Source organism: Eikenella sp., from assembly GCF_057315495.1.
The window spans coordinates 30,442-54,509 of record NZ_DBHKXY010000028.1 but is presented as its reverse complement, the minus strand read 5'-3'; the positions used below and the strand labels follow the sequence as shown (position 1 = coordinate 54,509).

Here is a 24,068-nt window from a genome sequence, read left to right as displayed (position 1 = left end):
CTGTTGGGCTGAAATCAACAAGGAGTAATAGGCTACCTGAAAATAAACTCCTTTTTCAGGTAGCCTTGCTATCACAGGCTAAATCTTACAAGCTCCACCGGCGCAGCCGTCGTCCTGAATATCGCTCTGCGTATCGTCTGCACCGTCGCGGGTGTGGTGATAGTAGAGGGTTTTCAGACCGAATTTGTAGGCGGTGAGCAGGTCTTTGAGCATCTGCTTCATGGGTACGCGGCCGCCATCGAAGCGTTTCGGGTCGTAACTGGTGTTGGCGGAAATGGCTTGATCGACGAATTTCTGCATGATGCCGACCAATTTCAGGTAGCCGTCATTGCCGCCCATCTGCCACAGGGTTTCGTATTGGTTTTTCAAGCGCTCGAATTCGGGCACGACTTGTTTGAGGATGCCGTCTTTGGAGGCTTTTACCGTTACCAGGCCGCGCGGGGGCTCGATGCCGTTGGTGGCGTTGGCGATTTGCGAGCTGGTTTCGCTGGGCATGAGTGCGGTGAGGGTGGAGTTACGCAGGCCGTGCTGGATGATGTCGGCACGCAGCTTTTCCCAATCGTAGTGCAGGGGCTCACTGCAGATGCTGTCGAGGTCTTTTTTGTAGGTGTCGATAGGCAGTATGCCTTTGGCATACACGGTTTGGCCGAACAGGGGGCAGGCGCCGTATTCTTTGGCCAGCTGCACGGAAGCTTTGAGCAGGTAGTATTGCATGGCTTCGAAGGTGCGGTGGGTAAGGGCGAGGGCGGAATCGTTGCTGTAGCGCACGCTGTGTTTGGCCAGGTAATAGGCGTAGTTGATCACGCCGATGCCGAGGGTGCGGCGGTTCATGGTGGCTTTGCGGGCGGCGGGGATGGGGTAGTCTTGGTAGTCGAGCAGGGCATCGAGCGCGCGCACGGCGAGGTCGGAAAGGTTTTCCAGCTCGTCTAAGTTTTCCAATGCGCCGAGGTTGAAGGCGGACAGGGTGCAGAGGGCGATTTCGCCGTTTTCGTCGTTGATGTCGTTTAACGGCTTGGTGGGCAGAGCGATTTCCAAGCATAGGTTGGACTGGCGCACGGGAGCTACGGCGGGATCAAACGGGCTGTGGGTATTGCTGTGGTCTACGTTGTGGATGTAGATGCGGCCGGTGCCGGCACGTTCCTGCATCAGGGTGGAGAACAGCTCGGTAGCGGGCACCACGCGTTTGCGGATGGCCGGGTCTTGCTCATACTGCACATATAGGCGCTCGAATTCGTCTTGGTCGGCGAAGAAGGCGTCGTACAGGCCGGGTACTTCGTTGGGCGAGAACAGGGTGATGTTGCCGCCTTTGATCAGGCGGGTGTAGAGCAGGCGGTTAATTTGTACGCCGTAGTCGAGCTGGCGCACACGGTTGTCTTCCACGCCGCGGTTGTTTTTCAATACCAACAGGCTTTCCACTTCGATGTGCCACAGCGGGTAGAACAGGGTGGCCGCACCGCCGCGCACGCCGCCTTGCGAGCAGGATTTAACGGCGGCTTGGAACATTTTGAAAAACGGAATGCAGCCGGTGTGCTGGGCTTCGCCGCCACGGATTTCGCTGCCCAGGCCGCGGATGCGGCCGGCGTTGATGCCGATGCCGGCACGTTGGGAAACGTATTTCACAATCGCGCTGGTGGTGGCGTTGATGGAATCCAAGCTGTCGTCGCACTCGATCAGCACGCAGCTGGAGAATTGGCGCGTGGGGGTGCGCACGCCGCTCATGATGGGGGTGGGCAGCGAGATTTTGAACAGGGAAACCGCGTCGTAGAAGCGTTTGACGTAATCCAAGCGGGTGGCTTTGGGATATTTGGCAAACAGGCACATGGCCACCAAGATGTAGAGGAACTGCGGGGTTTCGTAGATTTGGCGGGTGACGCGGTTTTGCACCAGATATTTGCCTTCCAGCTGCTTCACGGCGGCATAGGAGAAGGTCATGTCGCGGGCGTGGTCGATATAGTCGTTGATTTCGTCGAACTCTTCGCGGCTGTAGTCTTCGAGGATGTGGCGGTCGTATTTGCCTTCGGCGGTCAGCTTGCTGACGTGGTCAAACAGGTGCGGCGGCTCAAACTCGCCATAGGCGATTTTGCGCAGGTGGAAAATGGCGAGGCGGGCAGCCAGGTATTGGTAGTCGGGCGTGTCTTCGGAAATCAGGTCGGCAGCAGCTTTGATGATGGTTTCGTGGATATCGTCGGTACGTATGCCGTTGTAAAACTGGATATGGGATTTAAGCTCGACTTGCGACACGGATACGTTGTCGAGGCCTTGCGCCGCCCAAGTAACAACGCGGTGGATTTTATCGAGGTCGATCGGCTCCAAACGGCCGTCGCGCTTGGTAACTTTGAGATTAACGGTATCGTTCATTTTCCCATCCTGATTTTGAGTAGGCAACACAAGATAATGTGTTTGGCGAGTGAAACTCGCACAATATAATGTATTTCAATGGCAAAAAAAAGGTGGCAAAATGTAAGGCTTTGTGGCTGGGTGGTGTATGGATTTCTAAACCAATCACTTACAACCAGCAAAAATAAATTTATTAAAGTCGGTAGAGCGATTGCTTGAGTGAGGGGCGCAACAGGGTGGAGAGGCTACCTGAAACCTGGTCTTGTGATAAATACGGTGCCAATTTCAGGTAGCCTTTTCATTGGCTGATCTTGAGCAATCAGGCAAACAACGCTGTTTCCAACAATGGGACACAGCGTTGTTTGCTTAGTATAGCCATTGGCTGTCGCCAAACAATTATGCAAATAAACTTCCCTGCATGGATGCTTGAGAGCGCCACCGCATCAACTTAAGGGAAAGACAGCAGCCTATCCACGTTTTGCTCGGTGGCTGCAGCTACTTCCTGCATGCTGATGCCGCGCAAGGCCGCTACTGTTTCTGCCACCTGCCGTACATTGGCGGGCGTGTTTTCTCCCATACCGGCTATCGGCGTAAACGGGCTGTCGGTTTCCAGCACCAAGTGTTCCAGCGGCAGCTCTGCTGCGGCGGTGCGCACTTTGCGGGCATTCGGGTTGAGCACCAGCGTGCCGATGCCGATAAGCAGGCCGCAGCGGATAAAGGCATGTGCTTCTTCGAGGCTACCTGAAAACGCATGGGCAATGCCGCCGCTGCGGAAACCGCTGTGCTTGAGCGCGGCAACCACATCGGCAGCGGCGCGCACATGGTGCAGCAGCACAGGTCGGCCGAATTGCTGTGCCAAGTCGAGCTGGGCGAGCAGGGCAGTGGTTTGTGCGGCTCGGGTCTGCTTGCGATCGCCATAGTAATCCAGCCCGATTTCGCCCACCAGCAGCCCCGGCTGCGCTTGCAGGCGATCGGCGATACGGCTAATTAAACCGGGTTGGAAGCTTTCGGCAAACCACGGGTGCAGACCAAGCGCGCCATAATATGCCGGCAGGGCGTGTAGTCGGCAGGCGGCATCGAAATCCGCTTCGGTTACCGCCGGCACAATAAAACGCTGCACTCCTGCGGCATGGGCTGCAGTAGTGATTTCAGGTAGCCGGCGGGCAAGCGCGGAGTCGGCAAGGTGGCAGTGGGTGTCGGTGAGCATGGTGGGAAACAGGAAACAGGTACGGCAGTATAGCGCAGTTTGTGGGATGCAGAGGCTACCTGAAAATCGGTTTAGGTTTTCAGGTAGCCTCAAACACATAGATTAAGCAGGCATCCTCAGCTATACCATGCTGCAAATGGCTGGCTGGATGTTGGCTGCGTAGCAAGCTGCATGAGCTCGTGTTAGATTTGTTGAGGATGAATTTTCAGGTAGCCTTCACGCTTGCGAGGGCTACCTGAAAACTAGCCATACAGGGGAAACAAAATCCGCCAAACTTGAGCAGGTTGGCGGATTGGGCATGGCTTATTGTTTCACGGTGAGGTTTTTCAGCAGGGCATCCAGCTCGGGGAGGGAGGCGGTGCCGCTGGTGGCGCAGACGGTGTAGAGGTTTTGGGCATACACGGCCACGCAGCTTTCGTTGAGCGCGTTATCGTCTTGTCCGTGGCTGAAGCGGTAGCCCATGCGCTGGTCGGCCGGGATATCCACAGCGGTGTCTTGCAGGCCTTGGTCGGCTTTCAGGCTTTCGCTCAGTTTGGCGAAGTAGGCTTCGGCCGGCTGTTTTGGGGCACCGAAGTTGCTGATGGTGATGGCGATGTCTTGGTCGGCGTCGTATTGCAGCAGGCTGATTTTATTGCTGTCGGTGCTGTCGACATATTGGGCGGCTTCGGCTGATTTGTCTTCAAAATGGCCGTTTACGGTGAGGCTGATAACGCCGTCTTCAGTAGCCAGGGTTTGGCTGGGATTTTGTGCGGCGGCAGATGCTGCAGCGGTTGCGGACGCAGCGGCCACTTCGCTGGCGCTGGGGGCAACTACGGAGGTTTCGGCCTGTTGGTTGCAGCCGGCTAACAAGAGGCTACCTGAAAGGGCAAGCAGGAGGAGGGATGTGTGGGAGCGGTTCATAGGTTTTCCTTGGAGTCAGTAAACGTAAACGGAGCGCAGTATAGCAAAACGGGCTGTGTGGCGCAGCGGGTTTGCAGGATTTTGCGCGGCCTAGGAATGGTCGGTGCGTTCCAGCCCGGCTACGGTACGGGTAAATTCGGCCACGTCTTTAAAGCTTTTATACACGGAGGCGAAGCGCACATAGGCTACTTGGTCGAGCTTGGCAAGCCGTTCCATCACCAGTTCGCCAATCAGGCGGGAGGGCACTTCTTTGCTGCCGGTTTTATACAGGCACTCTTCGATTTCGTGCACGGTGTGTTCGATGGCTTCGGCAGAAATAGGGCGTTTGTGCAGGGCGCGTTGCAGGCTGGTTTGCAGTTTGAGCGGATCGAACATAACGCGCTCGCCGTTGTTTTTGATAATCTGCGGCATCCGCAGCTCTACGGTTTCGTAGGTGCTGAAGCGGCGGTCGCAGGCCGCACAACGGCGGCGGCGGCGGATGCTGTTTTGTTCTTCCAGCAGGCGGGAGTCGATTACCTGGGTGTTGTTATGGTGGCAGAAGGGGCATTTCATAGGTTGGGGGTTAATATTTTATATAACAGTAGTTTGCTGTGGGTATTGTACTCTAACCGCAGGGCTTAGCCAAAGTGCTAATTTTTCCTGTGGCGTTGGTTTGCTTGGTATGCAGCCATCATTGCTGTGGCCATCCCTAAAGTGCAGCGGCAAACGCTATAGTTCAGAATAAAACACAGCCTGAAAACTGCGGTGTTTTCAGGCTGTGTGCTGGGCAGTTTACGCTTCTTTCTGCTCGGTCTGCTTCTGGCGCAAGCGCAGGTGCAGTTCGCGCAGTTGGAGTTCGTCCACATGGTTGGGGGCATCCACCAGCAGGTCTTGCGCGCGTTGAGTTTTCGGGAAGGCAATCACATCGCGGATGGATTCGGCTTGCGCCATCAAGGCCACCAAACGGTCGAGGCCGAATGCTAAACCGCCATGCGGTGGCGCGCCGAATTTCAGGTTGTCCAACAGGAAGCCGAATTTTTCTTGCTGCTCTTCGGGCGTAATTTTCAGTGCGGCGAACACTTTTTCCTGAATGTCGGCACGGTGGATACGGATGGAGCCGCCGCCGATTTCCCAGCCATTCAATACCATGTCGTAGGCGCGGGCCAGGCAGTTTTCAGGGTCGGATTCCATCAGGTCTTCGTGGCCGGGTTTGGGTGAGGTGAACGGATGGTGCATGGCGGCCCAGCGGTCGTTTTCCTCGTCGTATTCGAACATGGGGAAATCCACCACCCACAGCGGTTTCCATTCGTCTACAAAGTAGCCGTTTTCTGCGCCGTGCTCTTTGCCGATTTTAATCCTCAATGCGCCGATGGCTTCGTTCACCACTTTGGCTTTGTCTGCGCCGAAGAAGATGATGTCGCCGTTTTGCGCGCCGGTGTGTTTGATGATTTCCTGCAGGCTGCTTTCAGACAAGAATTTGACGATGGGCGATTGCAAACCGCTGTTTTCGCCGTTGCTCAAATTGCTTACATCGTTCACTTTGATGTAGGCCAAGCCTTTCGCGCCGTAGATGCCGACAAATTGGGTGTATTCGTCGATTTCCTTGCGGCTCAGTTTCGCGCCGTTGGGCACACGCAGAGCCACCACGCGGCCGCCTTTCATATCGGCAGCGCCACGGAACACTTTGAACTCTTCCGTTTTCATCAAATCGGTCAGCTCGGTGAATTTCAGGCTGATGCGCATATCAGGCTTGTCGGAGCCGTAGTAGAACATGGCTTCGGAATAGGGCATGCGCGGGAAATCGCCCAGTTCCACGCCCAAAGCTTCTTTGAATACCTGTTTGGCCATGCCTTCGGTGATGTCCATGATTTCATCCTCGTTCAAGAACGAGGTTTCCAAGTCGATTTGGGTAAATTCAGGCTGGCGGTCGGCACGCAAATCTTCGTCGCGGAAGCATTTGGTGATTTGGTAGTAGCGGTCGAAACCGGCCACCATCAGCAATTGTTTGAATAACTGCGGCGACTGAGGCAGCGCGAAGAATTCGCCCGGATGCACACGGCTCGGCACGAGGTAGTCGCGCGCGCCTTCAGGGGTGGAGCGGGTTAGCATCGGCGTTTCGATGTCGATGAAGCCTTGTGTGTCCAAATAACGGCGCACACCCATGGCTACCTGATAACGCAGGCGCAGGTTGCGCTGCATCACGGGGCGGCGCAGGTCGATGACGCGGTTTTGCAGGCGCACGGTTTCGCTGATGTTTTCGTCGTCAATCATGAACGGCGGCGTAGCGGCGGGGTTCAGGATTTCGATTTCCTTGGCCAAGATTTCGATTTTGCCAGACACCATTTTGTCGTTGGTGGTGCCTTCGGGGCGGTTGCGCACGCGGCCGGTGATACTCAAAACGTATTCGTTGCGGGCAGAATCGGCCAGCTTGAACGCTTCGGGCGTGTCGGGGTCGATGACGACTTGGACGATGCCTTCGCGGTCGCGCAGGTCGATAAAAATCACGCCGCCGTGGTCGCGCCGGCGGTGCACCCAGCCTTTGACGGTTACGGTTTGGTCTAAGTATTGCTCGCTGATTAAGCCGCAGTAGTTGGTACGCATTTCGGTGTTTCCTGAAAAGTGTTTTATTAAACGATAAAGGGTAATTGTAAAGGTTTGTGGGGTTTTCAGGTAGCCTTCGTGGCTACCTGAAAATTTTGCTTATGCTATTTTTGAGCATATAGATACATGGAAGCAGCAATAGAAAGTGCCGCAATGGTTTTAGCAAGAAATGAAAATAGTATCTGCCTGCTTTTTTTGTCGTTAGGGAAAATATTCAGAGCGCGAAACAGGAAAGCCAGCAAAATAATTAAAACTAAACTGATTGCTAAAGCGCTTCCGATATAGATGCCCCATTCTTTTACAACGGGAATGATAGTTTCCGATACCATGATGTCCTCCGCAGATGGTAAGTAGTGTCTTTATTATGATAACAGTTGATTTTCAGGTAGCCTTTGGAATTGGCAAGAGACTATCTAAAAAATCATTCGGTAGGCTCGGGCAGCTTGATTGGAGCAGCCAATTTGCCGTTTTTGTGCTCATCCGGCGCCACCATGCCCAGCGAAATCACATATTTTAACGCTTCGTCCACGCTCATGGCCAAGGGGTGGATGTCTTGTTTGCGCACGAAGATATAGTAGCCGCCGGTGGGGTTGGGCGTGGTGGGTACGTATACGGAGAGGTATTCTTCGTTTTCAGGTAGCCCTTGTTGCAATGCTTCGGAAAGGCTGCCGGATACGAAGGCAATCGTCCAAATATCGGGCTGCGGGAAGGGTACAAGCACAGGGGTTTTGAACGAGCGGCTGTTGTCGGAGAGCAGGCTCTCGGACACTTTTTTCACGCTGGAATAGATGGATTTCACCACTGGGATGCGACCCAAGAGCGAATCCCAGCCTTCAATCACTTTGCGCCCGAGCACGTTGGCGCCGAGCACGCCGGTTACGAACAGCACAACGATGGCCAGGATGAAGCCGAGGCCGGGGATGTTGAAGCCGAGGTAGCTCTCCGGCTGCCATTGGGTGGGCAGCAGGTTGAAGAGGTGGTCGGTGGTGGAAACGATGTAGGTTACCACCCACAGGGTGATGGTGATGGGCAGCCAGACCAGGAGGCCGGTAATCAGGTAGCGCTTGATGGCTTTGCCGATGCCGCTGCTTTCTGACGGTGTTTGCTCGCTCATGTCTATCCCGTAGGAATGACTTAGTAAAAGTGGCGCATTATACGCGTTTGCGGTGGAATAAACGAGGGCTTTGCGGGAAGGGGATTGAATTTATTGACGGGATAGGGGCTGCTTTGATGCCACGGCATGATTGTGTTTTACAGTGGAAACAGAAAGGCTACCTGAAAGCCATTTCCGCGAAGCCAACGCCGGGTTTGCAAGAAACCTTAGATTCGATAACGGTCTATGCGTGTTGAATCGGAATCGGAAAATGGGCGTTGTCGAAAGAGGTGTTGGCTTCGCGGAAATGGCTTTCAGGTAGCCTATTATTTAGTTAAAACCCTGCTTAACGCTGCCGAGCCTTAAAGCGGGGATTGCTTTTGCAGATTACGTATACTTTGCCCCGACGGCGTACCACTTGGCAGTCGCGATGGCGGGTTTTGGCGGTTTTGAGCGAAGAGAGGACTTGCATTTCAGTTATCCTTTTTCAGGGCAGACATCATGCTGCCGTAGCGTTGGTTGAATGCGCTGGCGCGGCCTAGTTTGTTGTGCTCGCGTTGCTGGCCGGTATAAACGGGATGGGAAGCGGCAGATGTGTCGAGCATGAATACGGGGTATTCTTTGCCGTCTTTCCATTGCATGGTGTTGCTGGTGGGGGCGCAGGAGCGGATGAGCCAGCCTTCGTTGGCACTGCTATCGAAGAACAGGACGGTGCGGTAGTTTTCGGGGTGGATATTTGGTTTCATGAGTTGCCTTTCAAACGTTATACCATAACATTTAATCATAAGCTGGATGGTTTGGCAAGACAAGAATTATTCTTGATTAGACTATTTTGAGCGGCGGCAGATAAGAAACAGGCTACCTGAAAGTTTAGCTTCGCAGAAACTTCGCTGCGCTGCGTTTTCAGGTAGCCTGTTTGCCGATAGTGGGCGTTTACAGTTCGGTAGTAACCACAGCCTTGGTTTGATCGGCCTTGTCTTGGTGGGTGAACGGACCCATGCGGACGAGGAAGCCGCCGTTGCGCTGCGGCACCATGAATACCTGTTGGCTGGTATTGTTGGCGTGGCGCAGGCGGGTGGTGGTTTGTACTACGTAGTCGTGGGCGGCTTTGCGCTGGTTGAAGTGGCGCAAATCCACATAAATATTGCCGGCTGGTTTGGCAGCGGGCTGCTGGGTTTCGGCCTCGGCGCGTGCCTGGCTGGGCAGGATTTGTTCGATGCGCACGTTGGCGGTGCCAGCATTGATGAAGCCGAGCTGGCGGGCGGCAGATTGGGATACGTCGATGACGCGGCTGCTGTGGAAGGGGCCGCGGTCGTTAATGCGCACCACTACGCTTTTGCCGTTGGAAAGGTTGGTTACGCGGGCATAACTGGGGATGGGCAGGGTTTTGTGGGCGGCGGTCATGAGGTTCATGTCGTAACGCTCGCCGGAAGCGGTGAGGCGGCCATGGAATTGGCGGCCATACCAAGATGCGCGGCCGGTTTGAGTGAATTGGCGCACATTGGTCATCGGGGTATAGCGCACACCGCGTACTTGGTAGCTGCGGTTGGCGGATTGGTGTAGCCGTTCGGGTTTGGCGACGGCGTTTAAATGAATGCTGCCGCGGCTGTGGTATTGCTGCCGGGCGGCGGGCTTGGCCGTTGCGGCTTTGGGCTCGGCAGCGGCGGTGTTAATCAGGGCGGTACACAGACCGATAGCGGCAGTGATGCCGATAAAGAAGGCATTTTTCAATTTAGCCAAAATAGACTCCGTTTCTTGAGTGGATGGGGTTGTTGGCGGTTAGACACCGCCTTGGTAGCCATTTTGCCGCCATGCTTCATACAGCATCACGGCCACCGTGTTGGAAAGGTTCATGCTGCGGCTGCCGGGTAACATGGGCAGGCGCAGTTTTTGGTTTTCAGGTAGCCTTTCGAGGATTTCTGCCGGCAAACCGCGGGTTTCGGGGCCGAACAAGAAAACATCGCCCGGCCGGAATTCGGCTTGGTCGGGGCGGGTGCGGCCTTTGGTGGTGAGCGCGAAAATGCGGCGCCCTTGCAAGGCGGCAAGGCAATCTTCAAAGGTTTCGTGCAGGCTGATGCGGGCAAATTCGTGATAATCGAGCCCGGCACGCTTCATTTTGGCTGAATCCAAAGGGAAACCCAGCGGCTTCACCAAATGCAGATCGGCGCCGCTGTTGGCGCACAGGCGGATGATGTTGCCGGTGTTGGGCGGGATTTCGGGTTGGTATAAAACAATGCTGAACATGAAGCGATATGCAGCGAAATTCAAATAAATAAGGCTGATTTGCAACAAACCAGCCATTGGGAAGATGCGCGGCATGATGCCGCAGCAGGGTAACTACGTCAATTATCTTTTCATTCGGCGCGGGCGAACACCCAGCCATAAACCGCTGCAGCCCCCGCCCGCTGTAAAGTTCGGGCAAGTTCGCCGATTGTTGCACCGCTGGTAACAACGTCGTCGATTAACAGCACATGACGGTTCTTTACATCCGCCGCTGAGGCTACCTGAAAAATGCCGCGCACGTTTTTGGCACGCTCGTTGCGGGGCAGGGTGCTTTGTGCCGGTCGGTGGGAGCGGGTTACCGCAAACGGCGGCAACAGCGGCAGATTCAAGCGATTGGCTATGGCATCGGCCAGCAGCAGGCTTTGGTTGAAACCGCGCTTGTGCAGCCGCCGCACACTCAATGGCATCGCCATCACCAAATCCGGCGGAGTCGGCCACACGGGCGGTTCGGCCAGCATCAGCTCGGCTAGGGCGGCATATAAATCGTTGCGGCCGAGGAATTTGTAGGCATACAGCAGGTTGCCCAGCGGCGGCCGGTAGGCAAAGGCGGCATTGAGCTGGTTTTGCGGTGGCGGTTTGCGTTGGCAGTGGCCGCATGGCAAGCCGGAAGCGGAAATACCGGCGCACAACGGGCAGCGGCGGTGCACATCCAGTCGCAGACAGTGTAAATCCGCCGTGCAGCCGCCGCACAATGCCTGGCTGCCGGATAATTCATGGCATAATACGCAGCGTTTGCCTCGGCTGGAGGCTAGCTGAAATAGCCGCCACTGCCCGGCTAACCAAGTTGAAAGCGCCATATGTCTGATTCCGTAAATATTATGCTGTTGCATGGTTGGGCGGCCAACCATCATATTTTTGACCTGCTGGTTACCAATTTGCCCGAATGCCGCATCGCCGCACCCGATTTGCCCGGCCACGGCGCGGCTGAGTTCGATGGCGCGTTCGACGTGGCTGCCGTGGCCGACTCGCTGGCGGCACAGTTAAGCGAGCCCGCACACCTGCTCGGCTGGTCGCTCGGCGGGTTAGTGGCGCTGCATATGGCTGCGCACCATCCCGAAAAAGTACGCAGCCTGTGCCTGACCGCCAGTTTTGCCCGCCTTACTGCCGCGCCGGATTATCCCGAAGGTTTGGCCAAACCCGCGCTGGACAAGATGATACCGCTGTTTGCCCAAGATTTTGCCAAATATATGCGCCAGTTTTTACAGCTGCAATTTTTGCACATCCCGGAACGCGCCCACCTGGCCGATGAAGTGCTGCCGGAGATCATCCGCCACGGCGTACCGCCCGGCCTGCAAGCAGCGCTGGATGCCGTGGTGCGCACTGATGCCCGTGCCTTGCTGCCGCAGGTACAGTGCCCCGTGTTGCTTGTGTTCGGCGGCAAAGACGGCATCACCCCGCCGCGCATGGGCGAATACCTGCACCGCCAGCTGCCAAATAGTCGCCTGCTGATGATTGAAAAGGCAGCGCATATTCCGTTTTTAAGCCATGCCGATGAGTTTTCTGCCGCCTACCGAGCCTTTATCGGGCTACCTGAAAAAACATAGCAGGCTGAAAAACATCAAAAAATTATTTTAACTTTATTGAAACGGATGTTTTCAGGTAGCCTCAGGCAGGCTGCCCGAAACCCGACACGCACCACAGGCTACCTGAAAAATGACTACCGACCGCTGGCTAATCCACCGCCGCCTTGCAGAAGATACCGACCAACGCCTGCCGCTCATTGCCGCCGCGCCGCAGCATATTTTGCTGTTCGGCGCCGACGGCGATTGCAGCCGCCGCCTGCTGGCCGCACGTTATCCACAAGCCGCGTTCAGCGAATACGACAGCCGTACCGACTATCTGCAGGCAGCCGCAGCTGCCCGCCAAACCGGTTTCTGGCAGCGCCTTGCCGGCAAGGGCAAAACCGTGCCGCAACACTGCCAAGCGCCCGAAACCCCGCTGCCCGAGGCGCAGGCTGATTGGCTGTGGTGCAACCTCGGCTTGGTTCCCTCAGCCGCCAAACCCGTGCCCGTGATTGAAAACTGGGCGCGCGCGCTGAAAACTGACGGCCTGCTGTTTCTCACTCATTTCGGCCTCGATACGCTGGCCGAAATCATAGGCTACCTGAAAACGCGCAACATCGCTGTGGAAAGCCCGTTTGCCGATATGCACGACCTCGGCGATATGATGTTCCACCACGGCTTCTACGATCCGGTGATGGATACCGCCAAGCTGGAGCTGGCCTACACTCGCGCCGAAACTTTCTGGCAGGATATGGACACGTTGGGCATCTGGGCGGCTTTGCAGTTTGCCGACGAAGCCGCTGCCCGCGCCGCCGTGAACGAAGGTTTTGCACAAGGGCTGCTGCACACGGTAACGCTGGAAACCGTGCATGGCCATGCGGTGAAGAAACTGCAACTGCCGGAGAATGAGAATGTGGTGCAGTTTTACCCAAGGCGAAGATAGCTTGGTTTGTTGCTTGGATCAAAGGCTACCTGAAAATAGTGTTTCAGGTAGCCTTCAATCTATAGTGAATTAACAAAAACCAGTACAGCGTTGGCTCGCCTTGCCGTAACGTGTGTACTGTCTGCGGCTCGCCGCCTTGTCCTGATTTAAATTTAATCCACTATATATCCAGTGACTCAGTCAGTGATGCAGGGCATTCGGTTAATAAAAGGCTACCTGAAAAAAACAAGAATCTATTTTTCAGGTAGCCTTTATTTGGCGTATGCACAAAGCCGATTAGGCTTAAATCTCTCGGCCGTTCACCCAGTTTTGAATCGCACGCGCATCGTTTACGCGGGTGGTGGGCGAGGGGGAGTTGAGCAGCACGATAATCAGCGGCTGGCGCTGTACATTGGCATACAGCACCATGGAGCGGCCGCTTTCGCGGATGTAGCCGGTTTTCTGCAGGGAGATGTTCCAAGTGCCTTCGCGCACCAGGGCGTTGGAGTTGCGGTATTGCTGCACTCGGCCGTTGCTGGTTTGGGCGGAGCCGGAATTGGAAGTGGAGAATTGGCGGATCAGCGGGTATTCGTGGGCGGCACGCACCATCAGGCTTAAATCACGCGCAGTGGATACATTGCGGAAATCAAGGCCGGTGGGGTCGTAGAAACGGGTTTGCTGCATGCCAAGGCTCTGCGCTTTGCGGTTCATGGCGCTCATGAAGGCAGGCAGGCCGCCGGGATAGTTGCGGGCAAGGGCGTGGATGGCGCGGTTTTCGCTGCTCATCAGGCCCAGGTGCAGCATTTCGCGGCGGGTGAGGGTGGTGCCCACAGAAAGACGGCTGCCGGTGCCTTTGAGGCGGTCGATTTCGGCTTCGGTGATTTCTAGGGTTTCATTCATGTTCTGGCGGGCATCCAGCACCACCATAGCAGCCATCAGCTTGGAAATGGAAGCGATGGGGCGAACTTGGTCGATACCTTTTTGATACAGAATCTCGCCGCTGCGGCCATTCATAATCAGTGCGGATTGCGAAGTGAGCAGCGGCCCGGCCACAGCGGCCTGGGCTTCTACTCGTTCAGCCGGGCGGCTGCTGAGGAAAGTGCCCAGTGGGTCATCTTGTACGGGCAGGTTTTGTTCGAGGAACTGGCCAAGCACGTCGATATCGTCTTGTGCGGCGGCGGGCAGGCTGGCCAAGGCTAGGCTTAATCCGGTGGCTAAAATCAGCCAAGTCTTTCTAATTGCAAACAATTTTGTTACCTATCAGTCTGTTGTATGGCGATGCCGTTAGGCGATTTACCGTTGTAGCAGGCAAATATCTGTTTTAACGGTAAAAATGAAAACCTGCTTATTGTGGATAAAAAATACCAGTTTGTAAACCCTAGATAGTGTAAAAGAATTTTTGTAAAGGGCGCGCTTTGTTCTAGGATAATAATTGGGTTGCGGCGCTGATGGCAGCAGTTCCTGCGTTGATATGCGTGGGATTCCTCTATATACTTTCGCGTTTTGCCATCTGCATGACGGCACAACATATTACATTGCGGAATCACACCAAATGAGCAACGAAACCCGATACTGTTCTTTCTGCGGCAAATCGGAAAACAAAGTAAAAAACCTGATTGAAGGCGATAATGCCTTGATTTGTAATGAGTGTATCGACACCTGCAGCCACATGATCCACAGCGAGGGAGCAGCGGCAGGCGAAGCGCATTCCGGCGAAGACAGATTGCCCACGCCAGCTGAAATTGTCAGCAATTTGAACCAGCACGTTATCGGCCAAGAGCAGGCCAAAAAGGTGCTGGCGGTAGCGGTGTACAACCACTACAAACGCCTGCGCCATCCGAAAGAGGGCGATAATGTGGAGTTGGCCAAATCCAACATTCTGCTCATCGGCCCCACCGGCTCGGGCAAAACCCTGCTGGCGCAAAGTTTGGCACGGCGTTTGGATGTTCCGTTTGTTATGGCCGATGCCACCACGCTTACCGAAGCCGGCTATGTGGGCGAAGACGTGGAGCAGATTATTACCAAGCTCTTGGGTAATTGCGATTTCAATGTGGAAAAGGCGCAAAAGGGTATTGTTTATATTGACGAAATCGACAAGATTTCCCGTAAGAGCGACAACCCCTCGATTACCCGCGATGTGTCTGGCGAGGGCGTGCAACAGGCTTTGCTGAAACTGATTGAAGGCACAGTGGCATCCGTACCGCCGCAGGGTGGGCGCAAGCACCCGAATCAGGATTTTATTCAGGTGGATACCACCAACATCCTGTTTATCTGCGGTGGTGCATTTGCCGGCTTGGAAAAGGTTATCCGCCAGCGTACGGAAAAGGGCGGTATCGGCTTTGGCGCTTCGGTGCACAGCAAAGACGAAGATGCTGACGTTACTGAGCTGTTTGAAATTGTCGAGCCGGAAGATTTGATTAAATTCGGTCTGATTCCCGAGTTGATCGGTCGTTTGCCGGTAATTGCCACATTGGCTGAGTTGGATGAAGAAGCATTGATCAACATTCTGACCGAGCCGAAAAATGCCTTGGTGAAACAATATCAAACGCTGTTTGAAATGGAAGGGGTGGAGCTGAAGGTGCAGCCGTCTGCCCTGCGCAGTATCGCCAAACTCGCCATGCAGCGCAAAACCGGCGCGCGCGGCCTGCGCTCGATTGTGGAGCGTTCCTTGCTAGAAACCATGTTTCGTCTGCCGGATATTAAAGAGCAGGTGAAAACGGTGGTGATTGACGAAACAGTGATTAACGATAACTGCCAGCCTAAACTCCTAACCGCAGACGGGCAGGAATATCAACTGCCGCAGCAATAGGTATGAGGCTACCTGAAAATATCCATTCGGTTTCAGGTAGCCTCGGTTTTCAGGTAGCCCTATTGGGAAGATGCCATGTGGCACATTGTTTTTATCGGCTATATCTTTGTTACCCTGATGTTTGCCCTTGCGCAGCCATCGTTAGCTCGGATGCTGATTTATTTGGTGGTGTGGACAATATTGCCCACGCTGTTTGCGTTTTGGGTGGTTTATATCCGTTTGCGCAACAAACGCCTCAAGCAGGAAGAAAAGCAGGGTAGGGAAGCCTTGCCAAAATAACACTTTTCTCCTATAATCCCGCAGCTTTCGTTTTGAAAGCTGTTTCTTTTTTATCTTTAACGCTCGTATCTTGCACCAAAGGGTGTCTCAGTTTTGAGATTCTGTGTGCATTGATGTTTGCTATAACCCTTTGTAAGGAAAATAAATGTCTCAAATTACTATGCGCCAGATGTTGGAAGCAGGTGTTCACTTCGGTCATCAGACCCGTTACTGGAACCCGAAAATGGAACAATACATTTTCGGCGCCCGCAACAAAATCCATATCGTAAACTTGGAAAAAACCCTGCCCCTGTTCCAGGAAGCGCAAGACGCCGTTCGCCGTTTGGCTGCCAACAAAGGCACCATCCTGTTTGTCGGCACCAAGCGCCAAGCCCGCGACATCGTGCGTGAAGAAGCCACCCGTGCCGGTATGCCCTATGTGGATCATCGCTGGTTGGGCGGCATGCTGACCAACTACAAAACCGTTAAGCAGTCTATCAAACGCTTGGAAGAAAAAGCTGCCATTTTGGAAAATGCTGAAGCCAGCGGTTACAACAAAAAAGAACTGCTCACCATTCAACGCGAAGTGGAAAAGCTGGAACGCTCACTCGGCGGCATCAAAAACATGAAAGGCCTGCCCGACGCCATTTTCGTAATTGACACCGGCTACCAGAAAGGTACGCTGACCGAAGCCGGCAAACTGGGTATCCCGGTAATCGGCGTGGTGGATACCAATAACGATCCGGAAGGCGTGAAACACGTTATCCCGGGTAACGACGACTCTGCTAAAGCCATTCGTCTGTACTGCCGCGGTATCGCTGATGCCGTATTGGAAGGCAAAAACCAAGCCTTGGCTGAAACCGTAGCCGCCGCACAGCAGGCTGCTGCCGACGAAGCCGAATCTGCCTAAGCCAATCTGCATGAGGCTACCTGAAGACACCGTTTCAACAAGCGGACGCCAAATCCGGCTTTTCAGGTAGCCTTCAATTTATCCAAGCGCGGCATCCGGCCGCGTTTCTCAATAAAACAGGAGTAAATAATGTCTGCAATTACCGCAAAAATGGTTGCTGATCTGCGTGCCGCCACTGGCTTGGGCATGATGGAATGCAAAAAAGCCCTGGTGGAAGCCGACGGCGACATGGCCAAAGCTGAAGAAATCCTGCGCATTAAATCCGGCGCCAAAGCCAGCAAGCTGGCCGGCCGTACCGCTGCCGAAGGCGTGTTGGCTTATGCTATTGAAGGCAAAGTTGGCGCTTTGGTGGAAGTGAACTGCGAAACCGACTTCGTGGCCAAAGACACCGGCTTCATCGCCTTTGCCCAATTCGTAGCCAAAACTGTTGCTGAGAAAAAACCGGCCACTGTTGAAGCCTTGGCCGAATTGGTAGAAGGCGAGCGCAAAGCCGTGATTGCCAAATTGGGCGAAAACATTTCTGTACGCCGCTTTGAAATCATCGAAGCTGCCAACAGCCTCACCACCTACATCCACGGCGCTGCTGCCACTGAAGGCGTGCTGGTGGAGTACAAAGGTGATGAAACCACTGCCCGTCACGTTGGCATGCACATCGTGGCTTCTAAGCCACAATGTATTTCTGCCGAGCAGGTTGATCCCGAAGTGGTGGCTAAAGAGCGCCACATCTACACCGAGCAGGCGATTGCTTCAGGCAAGCCTGCCGAAATCGCTGCCAAAATGGTGGAAGGCCGCGTGAAGAAATTCTTGGCCGAAGTAACGCTGCTGGGCCAACCCTTCGTGATGAACCCTGATCAGACTGTTGAGCAGTTCCTGAAACAAGAGGGTACGGAGATCGTGAACTTCGTTCGCTTCAAAGTGGGCGACGGTATCGAGAAAAAAGAAGTGGATTACGCTGCTGAAGTGGCTGCTGCTGCTAAAGTGTAATTTTGCTTTATGAAAACAGCCTCCATTCCGTCGGGATGGAGGCTGTTTTATATTATACAGGGAGGACATTGGGTTTCAGGTAGCCCTAATGGTTTAACGGCCTAATTTGGATGAGCAAGTCGGAACATTACTTCTTCCTCGCACTGCGCTATACAATACATTTGCTGCGAGTCGCTGATGAACTAATAGCTTAGTTTATTATTTGCATAATGCCATGTTGTTACGCTTCTGTTGTAATATAACACTTTATTTTAAAATAGAAAATTTTGCCATTCAGGAAGAATAAAGATTCTAATGAATTGTTCGGAATTATCCGGACTCTTCCCCCCAACTAACCGATTATTTATCGGCAAACACATTAGGAGAGTATTATGAGCAAGACCATGAAAGCCATGACCTATTACGGCGAAAACGATGTCCGCTTCGAAGACCGCCCGGTTCCCACTATCATTGATCCTACCGATGCTATCATCCGCGTTACCAAAACCACTATTTGCGGTACGGATTTGGGTATCATGAAGGGCAAAAATCCGGAAATCGAAGCAGTTGCCCGCGAAAAAACCGGCAAATGGGAAGGCCGTATCCTAGGCCATGAAGCCATCGGCGTGGTGGAAGAAGTGGGCTCTGCCGTTAAAGACTTCAAAAAAGGCGATAAAGTCATCGTATCTTGCGTGAGCCGCTGCGGCACTTGCGACAACTGCCAGAAACAGCTCTACGCCCACTGCCGCAAAGAAGGCGGCTGGATTATGGGCTACATGATCGACGGTACCCAAGCCGAATACGTGCGCACTCCGTTTGCCGACAATTCGCTCTACCATCTGCCCGAAACCCTCAATACCGATGTGGCCGTATTCCTCTCCGACGCACTGCCCACCGGCCATGAAATCGGTGTGTAATACGGCCAGGTTAAGCCTGGTGATGCCATTGCCATCGTTGGCGTCGGCCCTGTGGGCATGGGTTGCCTGCTGACTGCCCAGTTCTACTCTCCGGCCACCATCATCGTGGTGGATATGGACGAAAACCGTCTGGCCATGGCTAAAGAAATGGGTGCCACCCACACAGTGAACCCGAACAAGGAAGATGCTGTGGCCAAGATTTTGGAAATTACCGGCGGCCGCGGCGTGGATTGCGCCATGGAAGCTGTGGGTTATCCTGCCACTTGGGATGTCTGCCAGAAAGTGGTGAAAGAAGGCGGCCACGTAGCCAACGTGGGCGTACACGGCAAATCTGTAGAGTTCGATTTGGCCAAACTGTGGATCAAGAACATCACCGTTACCACAGGCCTGGTAAACGCCAACACCACCGGCATGCTGCTGAAAGCCTGCGAATCCAGCAAACTGCCGATGGAAAAACTGGCTACCCACCGCTTTAAATTCAGCGAAATGGAAAAGCCTACGAGGTGTTCACACACGCTGCCGACACCAAAGCGATGAAAGTAATCATCGAAGTGTAAGCCGGTTCGCTTGCTGAAATGATAAGAGGCTACCTGAAAATTTTCAGGTAGCCTTTTGCTGTGCCTAAGCAGATATACACCAGACTGTGTGCTGCATGTGGTATAGCAATACAGCAAACCAAGCCAACACCGTAGGAAGAAATTACCGCCCCCGCTTTTTCCCGCCCGTCTGTTAAGCTAAAATACGCCCCGCCAAATCAAATGAAGGAAACCATAGCATGAACTTAACCGTTATCGATCATCCGCTGATCAAGCACAAAATCACCCTGATGCGCAAAGCCAACTGCAACACCTACCAATTCCGTACTTTGGTAAAAGAGTTGGCCCGCCTGATGGCCTATGAAGCCAGCCGCCATCTGGAAACCGAGTCGCTGACTATCGAAGGCTGGTGCGGCCGCATCGAAGGCGAGCAGATTAAAGGTAAAACCGTAACCGTGGTGCCGATTTTGCGCGCCGGTTTGGGCATGCTCGATGGCGTGCTCGATCTGTTGCCCACCGCCAAGATCAGCGTGGTCGGCCTGCAGCGCGACGAAGAAACCCTGCAACCGGTTTCCTATTTCGAGAAATTGGTGAGCAAAATGGACAAACGCCCGGCCATGATTCTCGACCCGATGCTCGCCACTGGCGGCTCGATGGTAGCCACTATTGATTTGCTGAAGAAAAAAGGCTGCCGCAACATCACTGCTCTGGTGCTGGTGGCTGCACCGGAAGGCGTGAAGTTGGTGAACGACAAGCACCCAGACGTGAAAATCTACACCGCCGCGCTCGACAGCCACCTCAACGAAAACGGCTACATCATCCCCGGCTTGGGCGATGCCGGCGACAAGATTTTCGGCACCAAGCAATCAGCTTGATTGCCCGATGCATTCGCCAATAGGCTACCTGAAAGTTGTGAAATCATTTTCAGGTAGCCTATAAACCAATCATCGTATTTCCCGCCAAGGCTACCTGAAAAAGTGGGCAAACCGTTTTCAGGTAGCCTGAATTGCCACTTGGCAGACTCCACCGAACGACGATAGTTAAAGCAATTATTCCCCTCCAGCAGGCAGGAATCAGTGTTTGAGCTATCCCGGAAAACAACGCCATGGTCTCCACCCTCACACTCCTCTCCCTTGCCGCCACCGGCTTTCTCGGCGGCGGCCATTGCGCCGGCATGTGCGGCGGTTTGAGCACCGCTTTTGCTTTGCAGTTGCCGCCACAGGTGGGGCGCGTGAAGATGATTGTGCTGATGAACCTCGGGCGCATCGGCAGCTACACCTTGATCGGCCTCTTGCTGGGCGCGCTGGGGCAGTTCGGCATTTCGCTGGATCAAACCCGCCTGTTGCAACACGTCCTGTTTGCCGCCGCCAACCTGCTGCTGCTGTTTATCGGCCTATATCTGGCCGGGCTCAACGCCTATGCCGCGCAGGTGGAAAAGCTCGGGCGGCCGGTGTGGCGGCGGCTCAATCCGCTGCTCAACCGACTTTTGCCTATCCAAAATACTCCTGCCTGCTTCGGCGTCGGCCTGCTGTGGGGCTGGCTGCCGTGCGGCATGGTGTACAGCGCTTCGCTGTATGCGCTGGGCAGCGGCAAAGCGGCGGATGGGGCGCTGATGATGCTGGCCTTCGGCTTGGGCACGCTGCCGAACCTGCTGGCGATGGGGCTATTTGCCAACCAACTCAAAGGCCTGCTGCAACATCCGCATTTCCGGCTGGTAGCCGGGCTGAGTGTCAGCCTGTGGGCGGCATGGCAGCTGTGGCATGGGGTGGCGGTTTGGCTGCAGGCTGGCTGATCAGTTTGAAACAGCTACGGCGCAATAACAGCCGGATAACTGCACTTCTCCCATATCGGGGAACAGTTATCCGGCTGTTTGTATTCGGCCGGCTAGCGGCGGCGACGCATAATTAAAGGCTACCTGAAAGTTATTCGCTTGCTGCTTTTCAGGTAGCCGGATAGGCTAGGGGGCTTATATCAGATCAGCATCTGTTGTAAATCAAAATTGCGTTGGCTCGCCGAGCTGTAAAGCGTGCATTCCCTGTGGCTCTCCGTCTTATTTAAATCCACACTATCCTTGCCGCCGCGCCTGGAAAAATCGTTGCAACAGCTGCGCACTTTCCGCTGCCAACACGCCGCCTTGCACGGCGGTGTGCGGGTTGAGCTGTTTGTTGGCAAACAGGTCGAGCACGCTGCCGGCAGCACCGGTTTTTGGCTCGGCAGCCGCGTAAATCAGGCGGCGGATTCTCGATTGCATGATGGCACCGGCACACATGCTGCACGGCTCGAGGGTAACGTATAAATCGCAGCCGTCCAGCCGGTAGTTGCCCAAGCGGCGGCCGGCTTCGGTAAGTGCGGCGATTTCGGCATGGCGGCACACGCTGTGTTCGGCCACGCAGGCATTGGCGCCGCGCCCGATGATTTCGCCCCGGCACACCACCACCGCGCCCACCGGCACTTCGCCTGCGGCCAAGGCCTGCTCGGCCAGTTGCAATGCCTGCCGCATCCAGTGTTCGCTTTCTTTTCGCGGCGGAAACAGGGCAACCGGGCGGTGGGCACGCAGTTTGGCGCGCCATATGGCTTGTTCATCTGCATTCAGGTAACCTTCCCGCCCTTCGGCCAACAATACCAGCTGCCACAGCGTAGATTCGGTCACGGTGAGACCGCTGGCTTTGAGCAGCAGGAAAGCGGTGGCGGGCGTGGTGCGGCGCAGCTCGGCGGTGTCTGCTATGCCCAGTTCGAGCAGCGCTTGCCGAGTTTTGGGAGCAAGCGGAGGCGTGGTGAGCGGGATGGCGTGCATAATGGACGAGAATAATGATCGAATGGGCAGCATCATAATTGCGCATCTACAGTTGAGGCAAGACGGGAGGCTACCTGAAAGGGTAGAGTAGGGTTCAGGTAGCCTCAATTCCCAGCGGCAAGCCTTGCAAGGCTGTTGGCAAATCGGGTAGGATTGGCCGCTTTTCGATGGCCGGCTTTTGCCCAGCATCGCTTTATTTTCACGCAAACGGCCTGGCGCCGTTTTGCATAATATGGGCGCTTATGTCTGATTTATTTCACTTTCCCACTTTCGACGAACAGTATCCCAATCTGCGCGAACGGGGCATCCGCAAATATGCGGTGGTGTATCTGCGCGACCAAATCCAACGCCTGCTGGCGCGGCAGCAATGCGAAGCGTTTACCGCCTTCATCAACCAGCATCCGATGTGGGCACCGATTTTCCAACACAATCCCTATGCCGCCCGCGCCGTGCTGGATACTTATGCCGACAACCGCTTCGGTAAAGACGAACGATTGCGGGCCGTAATCAACAACTTCACCTTGGCGCAAAATAAGCCTTCCGCTGCCAAGTGGCAAGAGCTGGTGGCACAGCGCACAATTGTGCTCAACCATCCCACGCCGGAGCTCTCCATCAGTTTGAATATCAACCATAAAGACCCGTTGGAAGGTTTCTTTTTGGTGAGCCTGCAAAGCACCGAGCGCAGCCGTATTTACGATGCCGTGTTCAGCTTTATCGCGCCCAACGGCCTGCTGATTACCTCCATCCAAGGCCCGCACAGCAGCGATGCCCCCGAGCTCATCCGCCACACCACCAAGCAGCTGCACGGCGTGCGGCCGATGTTTATGATGGTGAACGTATTCAAGCTGATGGCTGCCGAACTCGGCTGCGAGCTCTACGGCATTCCGCACAAAAGCCAGGCCAAATTCCGCTGGAACGACTCCAGCCGCCTGCTGTTCAACTACGATGCCTTCTGGCAGGAAAACCAAGGCAGCCTCGATGCCAACGGCTATTGGCGGTTGCCCACCCAGATCGAGCGCACGCCGCTGGAAGAAGTGCAAAGCAAAAAACGCTCTATGTATCGCAAACGTTATGAAATGTTGGATACGCTGGAGCAGGATATCCGCCGCTTCTTCCGTTCGGAAAGTTGATTATTGAGCAGCACAGTGTGCACATTATGTTCCAGGTAGCCTCCAAACCAGTGAGAGGCTTACCTGAAACATATCTGCCACCCCAAAACCAAGCCATGTCTGTTCAGGCAGCCTGCCTTATTATTGAGAGGCTACCTGAAAAATACAGGGCTTGGCTTTATTGGTTTAAACCGTTTTGCCTTTGTATTCGCACAAATCGTATACGATGCATTCGTGGCACAGGGGCTTTTGCGCCTTGCAGGTGTAGCGGCCGTGCAGGATGAGCCAGTGGTGGGCATTGAGCAGGAATTCTTTGGGCACGAAGCGCATAAGTTTGTCTTCCACTTCGCGTACGTTTTTGCCGGGGGCAAGATTCATGCGGTTGGCCACGCGGAAAATGTGGGTGTCCACGGCCATGGTCGGTTGGCCGAAGGCGGTGTTGAGCACGACGTTGGCGGTTTTGCGGCCGACGCCGGGCAGCTCTTCGAGCGCTTCGCGGGTATTCGGCACTTCGCCGCCGTGCTTTTCCAGGAGCAGGCGGCAGGTTTGCATAATGTGTTTGGATTTAGTTTGGTAGAGGCCGATGGTACGGGTATATTCCATCAGCTTTTCCAGGCCTAAATCGAGGATGGCTTGCGGAGTGTTGGCCACGGCAAAGAGTTTGGCAGTGGCTTTGTTGACGCCTTTATCGGTGGCTTGGGCGGAAAGCAGCACGGCGATGAGCAGCTCGAAGGGGCTGTGAAACACCAGCTCGGTGGTGGGGTTGGGGTTGGCGTCGTGCAGGCGCTGGAAGATTTCGCGGCGTTTTTGCGGGTTCATGTTTGACAGAGATGATGTTTATATAGTGGATTAACAAAAATCAGGACAAGGCGGTGAGCCGCAGACAGTACACACGTTACGGTAAGGCGAGCCAACGCTGTACTGGTTTTTTTAATTTACTATAACTTA

The 24,068-nt window shown here is 54.6% G+C and carries 24 protein-coding genes and 1 pseudogene; 10 read left to right on the top strand and 15 right to left on the bottom strand.

Annotated features, from left to right (window positions below; genetic code table 11):
• Nucleotides 1–78: 78 nt before the first annotated feature.
• The 12 genes from nrdA to ACO6EE_RS04465 all read right to left on the bottom strand — a co-directional run bounded on the left by nrdA (nt 79) and on the right by ACO6EE_RS04465 (nt 11,197).
• Nucleotides 79–2,358, bottom strand: coding sequence for a class 1a ribonucleoside-diphosphate reductase subunit alpha (nrdA, locus tag ACO6EE_RS04520; RefSeq protein WP_485959542.1), 2,280 nt, complete (start codon nt 2,356–2,358; stop codon nt 79–81).
• Between the two features lie 427 nt (nt 2,359–2,785).
• Nucleotides 2,786–3,544: a TatD family hydrolase gene (locus ACO6EE_RS04515; protein WP_485959629.1), complete on the bottom strand. Its 759-nt coding sequence runs from the start codon at nt 3,542–3,544 to the stop codon at nt 2,786–2,788.
• Between the two features lie 303 nt (nt 3,545–3,847).
• Nucleotides 3,848–4,444: a hypothetical protein gene (locus ACO6EE_RS04510; protein WP_485959540.1), complete on the bottom strand. Its 597-nt coding sequence runs from the start codon at nt 4,442–4,444 to the stop codon at nt 3,848–3,850.
• Between the two features lie 90 nt (nt 4,445–4,534).
• The gene (gene nrdR / locus ACO6EE_RS04505) at nt 4,535–4,996 is read right to left on the bottom strand and encodes a transcriptional regulator NrdR (protein WP_035580086.1); all 462 of its coding nucleotides are present in this window, start codon (nt 4,994–4,996) and stop codon (nt 4,535–4,537) included.
• A 219-nt stretch (nt 4,997–5,215) separates the two neighbouring features.
• Entirely contained in the window at nt 5,216–7,024 is a 1,809-nt protein-coding gene (gene aspS, locus ACO6EE_RS04500; RefSeq protein ID WP_485959538.1) for an aspartate--tRNA ligase, read from the bottom strand.
• A gap of 104 nt (nt 7,025–7,128) precedes the next feature.
• The gene (locus tag ACO6EE_RS04495; protein ID WP_070632799.1) at nt 7,129–7,353 is read right to left on the bottom strand and encodes a hypothetical protein; all 225 of its coding nucleotides are present in this window, start codon (nt 7,351–7,353) and stop codon (nt 7,129–7,131) included.
• A gap of 92 nt (nt 7,354–7,445) precedes the next feature.
• Entirely contained in the window at nt 7,446–8,138 is a 693-nt protein-coding gene (locus ACO6EE_RS04490; protein ID WP_485959536.1) for a DUF502 domain-containing protein, read from the bottom strand.
• 325 nt (nt 8,139–8,463) lie between these two features.
• Nucleotides 8,464–8,589, bottom strand: a complete 126-nt coding sequence (gene ykgO, locus ACO6EE_RS04485) for a type B 50S ribosomal protein L36 (RefSeq protein ID WP_003822751.1) — start codon at nt 8,587–8,589, stop codon at nt 8,464–8,466.
• A 1-nt stretch (nt 8,590) separates the two neighbouring features.
• Nucleotides 8,591–8,863, bottom strand: a complete 273-nt coding sequence (locus ACO6EE_RS04480; protein WP_035580083.1) for a type B 50S ribosomal protein L31 — start codon at nt 8,861–8,863, stop codon at nt 8,591–8,593.
• A 187-nt stretch (nt 8,864–9,050) separates the two neighbouring features.
• Nucleotides 9,051–9,857, bottom strand: a complete 807-nt coding sequence (locus tag ACO6EE_RS04475; protein WP_080984527.1) for a septal ring lytic transglycosylase RlpA family protein — start codon at nt 9,855–9,857, stop codon at nt 9,051–9,053.
• Nucleotides 9,858–9,896: 39 nt separating this feature from the next.
• Nucleotides 9,897–10,361 (bottom strand): tRNA (uridine(34)/cytosine(34)/5-carboxymethylaminomethyluridine(34)-2'-O)-methyltransferase TrmL, encoded by a 465-nt coding sequence (trmL, locus tag ACO6EE_RS04470; protein ID WP_485959627.1) that lies wholly within the window; start codon nt 10,359–10,361, stop codon nt 9,897–9,899.
• Between the two features lie 110 nt (nt 10,362–10,471).
• The gene (locus ACO6EE_RS04465) at nt 10,472–11,197 is read right to left on the bottom strand and encodes a ComF family protein (RefSeq protein ID WP_485959535.1); all 726 of its coding nucleotides are present in this window, start codon (nt 11,195–11,197) and stop codon (nt 10,472–10,474) included.
• Here ACO6EE_RS04465 and bioH point away from each other — a divergent pair, their 5' ends adjacent.
• Nucleotides 11,198–11,944, top strand: coding sequence for a pimeloyl-ACP methyl ester esterase BioH (gene bioH / locus ACO6EE_RS04460; protein WP_485959534.1), 747 nt, complete (start codon nt 11,198–11,200; stop codon nt 11,942–11,944).
• 109 nt (nt 11,945–12,053) lie between these two features.
• Nucleotides 12,054–12,845: a methyltransferase gene (locus tag ACO6EE_RS04455; protein ID WP_485959533.1), complete on the top strand. Its 792-nt coding sequence runs from the start codon at nt 12,054–12,056 to the stop codon at nt 12,843–12,845.
• Between the two features lie 282 nt (nt 12,846–13,127).
• Here the strand turns inward: ACO6EE_RS04455 and ACO6EE_RS04450 are convergent, their stop codons facing one another.
• On the bottom strand, nt 13,128–14,072 hold the full coding sequence (locus tag ACO6EE_RS04450) for a serine hydrolase (RefSeq protein WP_003822736.1): 945 nt from the start codon (nt 14,070–14,072) through the stop codon (nt 13,128–13,130).
• 304 nt (nt 14,073–14,376) lie between these two features.
• Here ACO6EE_RS04450 and clpX point away from each other — a divergent pair, with 304 nt between their 5' ends.
• From clpX to ACO6EE_RS04415, 7 genes and pseudogenes are all read left to right on the top strand, one after another.
• Nucleotides 14,377–15,633, top strand: a complete 1,257-nt coding sequence (clpX, locus tag ACO6EE_RS04445) for an ATP-dependent Clp protease ATP-binding subunit ClpX (protein WP_485959532.1) — start codon at nt 14,377–14,379, stop codon at nt 15,631–15,633.
• A gap of 75 nt (nt 15,634–15,708) precedes the next feature.
• A complete protein-coding gene (locus tag ACO6EE_RS04440; protein WP_003822734.1) occupies nt 15,709–15,912 on the top strand; it encodes a hypothetical protein in 204 nt (67 codons plus the stop codon).
• 145 nt (nt 15,913–16,057) lie between these two features.
• Complete coding sequence (gene rpsB, locus ACO6EE_RS04435) at nt 16,058–16,801, top strand: 30S ribosomal protein S2 (protein ID WP_064104859.1); 744 nt, start codon at nt 16,058–16,060, stop codon at nt 16,799–16,801.
• A gap of 129 nt (nt 16,802–16,930) precedes the next feature.
• The gene (tsf, locus tag ACO6EE_RS04430; protein ID WP_485959529.1) at nt 16,931–17,785 is read left to right on the top strand and encodes a translation elongation factor Ts; all 855 of its coding nucleotides are present in this window, start codon (nt 16,931–16,933) and stop codon (nt 17,783–17,785) included.
• Nucleotides 17,786–18,168: 383 nt separating this feature from the next.
• Nucleotides 18,169–19,238: pseudogene (locus ACO6EE_RS04425) on the top strand (zinc-dependent alcohol dehydrogenase family protein).
• Nucleotides 19,239–19,456: 218 nt separating this feature from the next.
• Complete coding sequence (upp, locus tag ACO6EE_RS04420; RefSeq protein WP_070632776.1) at nt 19,457–20,092, top strand: uracil phosphoribosyltransferase; 636 nt, start codon at nt 19,457–19,459, stop codon at nt 20,090–20,092.
• Nucleotides 20,093–20,322: 230 nt separating this feature from the next.
• On the top strand, nt 20,323–21,009 hold the full coding sequence (locus tag ACO6EE_RS04415; protein ID WP_485959527.1) for a sulfite exporter TauE/SafE family protein: 687 nt from the start codon (nt 20,323–20,325) through the stop codon (nt 21,007–21,009).
• Between the two features lie 273 nt (nt 21,010–21,282).
• On the opposite strand, the gene tadA is transcribed toward ACO6EE_RS04415, so the two are convergent.
• A complete protein-coding gene (tadA, locus tag ACO6EE_RS04410; RefSeq protein ID WP_485959525.1) occupies nt 21,283–22,047 on the bottom strand; it encodes a tRNA adenosine(34) deaminase TadA in 765 nt (254 codons plus the stop codon).
• 206 nt (nt 22,048–22,253) lie between these two features.
• Here tadA and ACO6EE_RS04405 point away from each other — a divergent pair, with 206 nt between their 5' ends.
• Nucleotides 22,254–23,141, top strand: coding sequence for a VirK/YbjX family protein (locus tag ACO6EE_RS04405; RefSeq protein WP_485959524.1), 888 nt, complete (start codon nt 22,254–22,256; stop codon nt 23,139–23,141).
• A gap of 165 nt (nt 23,142–23,306) precedes the next feature.
• Here the strand turns inward: ACO6EE_RS04405 and nth are convergent, their stop codons facing one another.
• Nucleotides 23,307–23,939 carry an endonuclease III gene (gene nth, locus ACO6EE_RS04400; RefSeq protein WP_485959522.1) on the bottom strand — a complete coding sequence of 211 codons (633 nt, stop codon included), beginning with the start codon at nt 23,937–23,939 and terminating at the stop codon, nt 23,307–23,309.
• Between the last annotated feature and the right edge of the window lie 129 nt (nt 23,940–24,068).

What these genes read in the sequence shown, in the direction of transcription:
- aspS (WP_485959538.1), bottom strand. Translation starts at nt 7,024, where the DNA reads ATGCGTACCAACTACTGCGGCTTAATCAGCGAGCAATACTTAGACCAA.
- ACO6EE_RS04490 (WP_485959536.1), bottom strand. Translation starts at nt 8,138, where the DNA reads ATGAGCGAGCAAACACCGTCAGAAAGCAGCGGCATCGGCAAAGCCATC.
- rpsB (WP_064104859.1), top strand. Translation starts at nt 16,058, where the DNA reads ATGTCTCAAATTACTATGCGCCAGATGTTGGAAGCAGGTGTTCACTTC.
- ACO6EE_RS04480 (WP_035580083.1), bottom strand. Translation starts at nt 8,863, where the DNA reads ATGAAACCAAATATCCACCCCGAAAACTACCGCACCGTCCTGTTCTTC.
- ACO6EE_RS04415 (WP_485959527.1), top strand. Translation starts at nt 20,323, where the DNA reads ATGGTCTCCACCCTCACACTCCTCTCCCTTGCCGCCACCGGCTTTCTC.
- ACO6EE_RS04510 (WP_485959540.1), bottom strand. Translation starts at nt 4,444, where the DNA reads ATGAACCGCTCCCACACATCCCTCCTCCTGCTTGCCCTTTCAGGTAGC.
- upp (WP_070632776.1), top strand. Translation starts at nt 19,457, where the DNA reads ATGAACTTAACCGTTATCGATCATCCGCTGATCAAGCACAAAATCACC.
- tadA (WP_485959525.1), bottom strand. Translation starts at nt 22,047, where the DNA reads ATGATGCTGCCCATTCGATCATTATTCTCGTCCATTATGCACGCCATC.
- ACO6EE_RS04515 (WP_485959629.1), bottom strand. Translation starts at nt 3,544, where the DNA reads ATGCTCACCGACACCCACTGCCACCTTGCCGACTCCGCGCTTGCCCGC.
- bioH (WP_485959534.1), top strand. Translation starts at nt 11,198, where the DNA reads ATGTCTGATTCCGTAAATATTATGCTGTTGCATGGTTGGGCGGCCAAC.
- nrdA (WP_485959542.1), bottom strand. Translation starts at nt 2,358, where the DNA reads ATGAACGATACCGTTAATCTCAAAGTTACCAAGCGCGACGGCCGTTTG.
- ykgO (WP_003822751.1), bottom strand. Translation starts at nt 8,589, where the DNA reads ATGCAAGTCCTCTCTTCGCTCAAAACCGCCAAAACCCGCCATCGCGAC.
- nth (WP_485959522.1), bottom strand. Translation starts at nt 23,939, where the DNA reads ATGAACCCGCAAAAACGCCGCGAAATCTTCCAGCGCCTGCACGACGCC.
- tsf (WP_485959529.1), top strand. Translation starts at nt 16,931, where the DNA reads ATGTCTGCAATTACCGCAAAAATGGTTGCTGATCTGCGTGCCGCCACT.
- clpX (WP_485959532.1), top strand. Translation starts at nt 14,377, where the DNA reads ATGAGCAACGAAACCCGATACTGTTCTTTCTGCGGCAAATCGGAAAAC.
- ACO6EE_RS04440 (WP_003822734.1), top strand. Translation starts at nt 15,709, where the DNA reads ATGTGGCACATTGTTTTTATCGGCTATATCTTTGTTACCCTGATGTTT.
- ACO6EE_RS04495 (WP_070632799.1), bottom strand. Translation starts at nt 7,353, where the DNA reads ATGGTATCGGAAACTATCATTCCCGTTGTAAAAGAATGGGGCATCTAT.
- trmL (WP_485959627.1), bottom strand. Translation starts at nt 10,361, where the DNA reads ATGTTCAGCATTGTTTTATACCAACCCGAAATCCCGCCCAACACCGGC.
- nrdR (WP_035580086.1), bottom strand. Translation starts at nt 4,996, where the DNA reads ATGAAATGCCCCTTCTGCCACCATAACAACACCCAGGTAATCGACTCC.
- ACO6EE_RS04465 (WP_485959535.1), bottom strand. Translation starts at nt 11,197, where the DNA reads ATGGCGCTTTCAACTTGGTTAGCCGGGCAGTGGCGGCTATTTCAGCTA.
- ACO6EE_RS04455 (WP_485959533.1), top strand. Translation starts at nt 12,054, where the DNA reads ATGACTACCGACCGCTGGCTAATCCACCGCCGCCTTGCAGAAGATACC.
- ACO6EE_RS04405 (WP_485959524.1), top strand. Translation starts at nt 22,254, where the DNA reads ATGTCTGATTTATTTCACTTTCCCACTTTCGACGAACAGTATCCCAAT.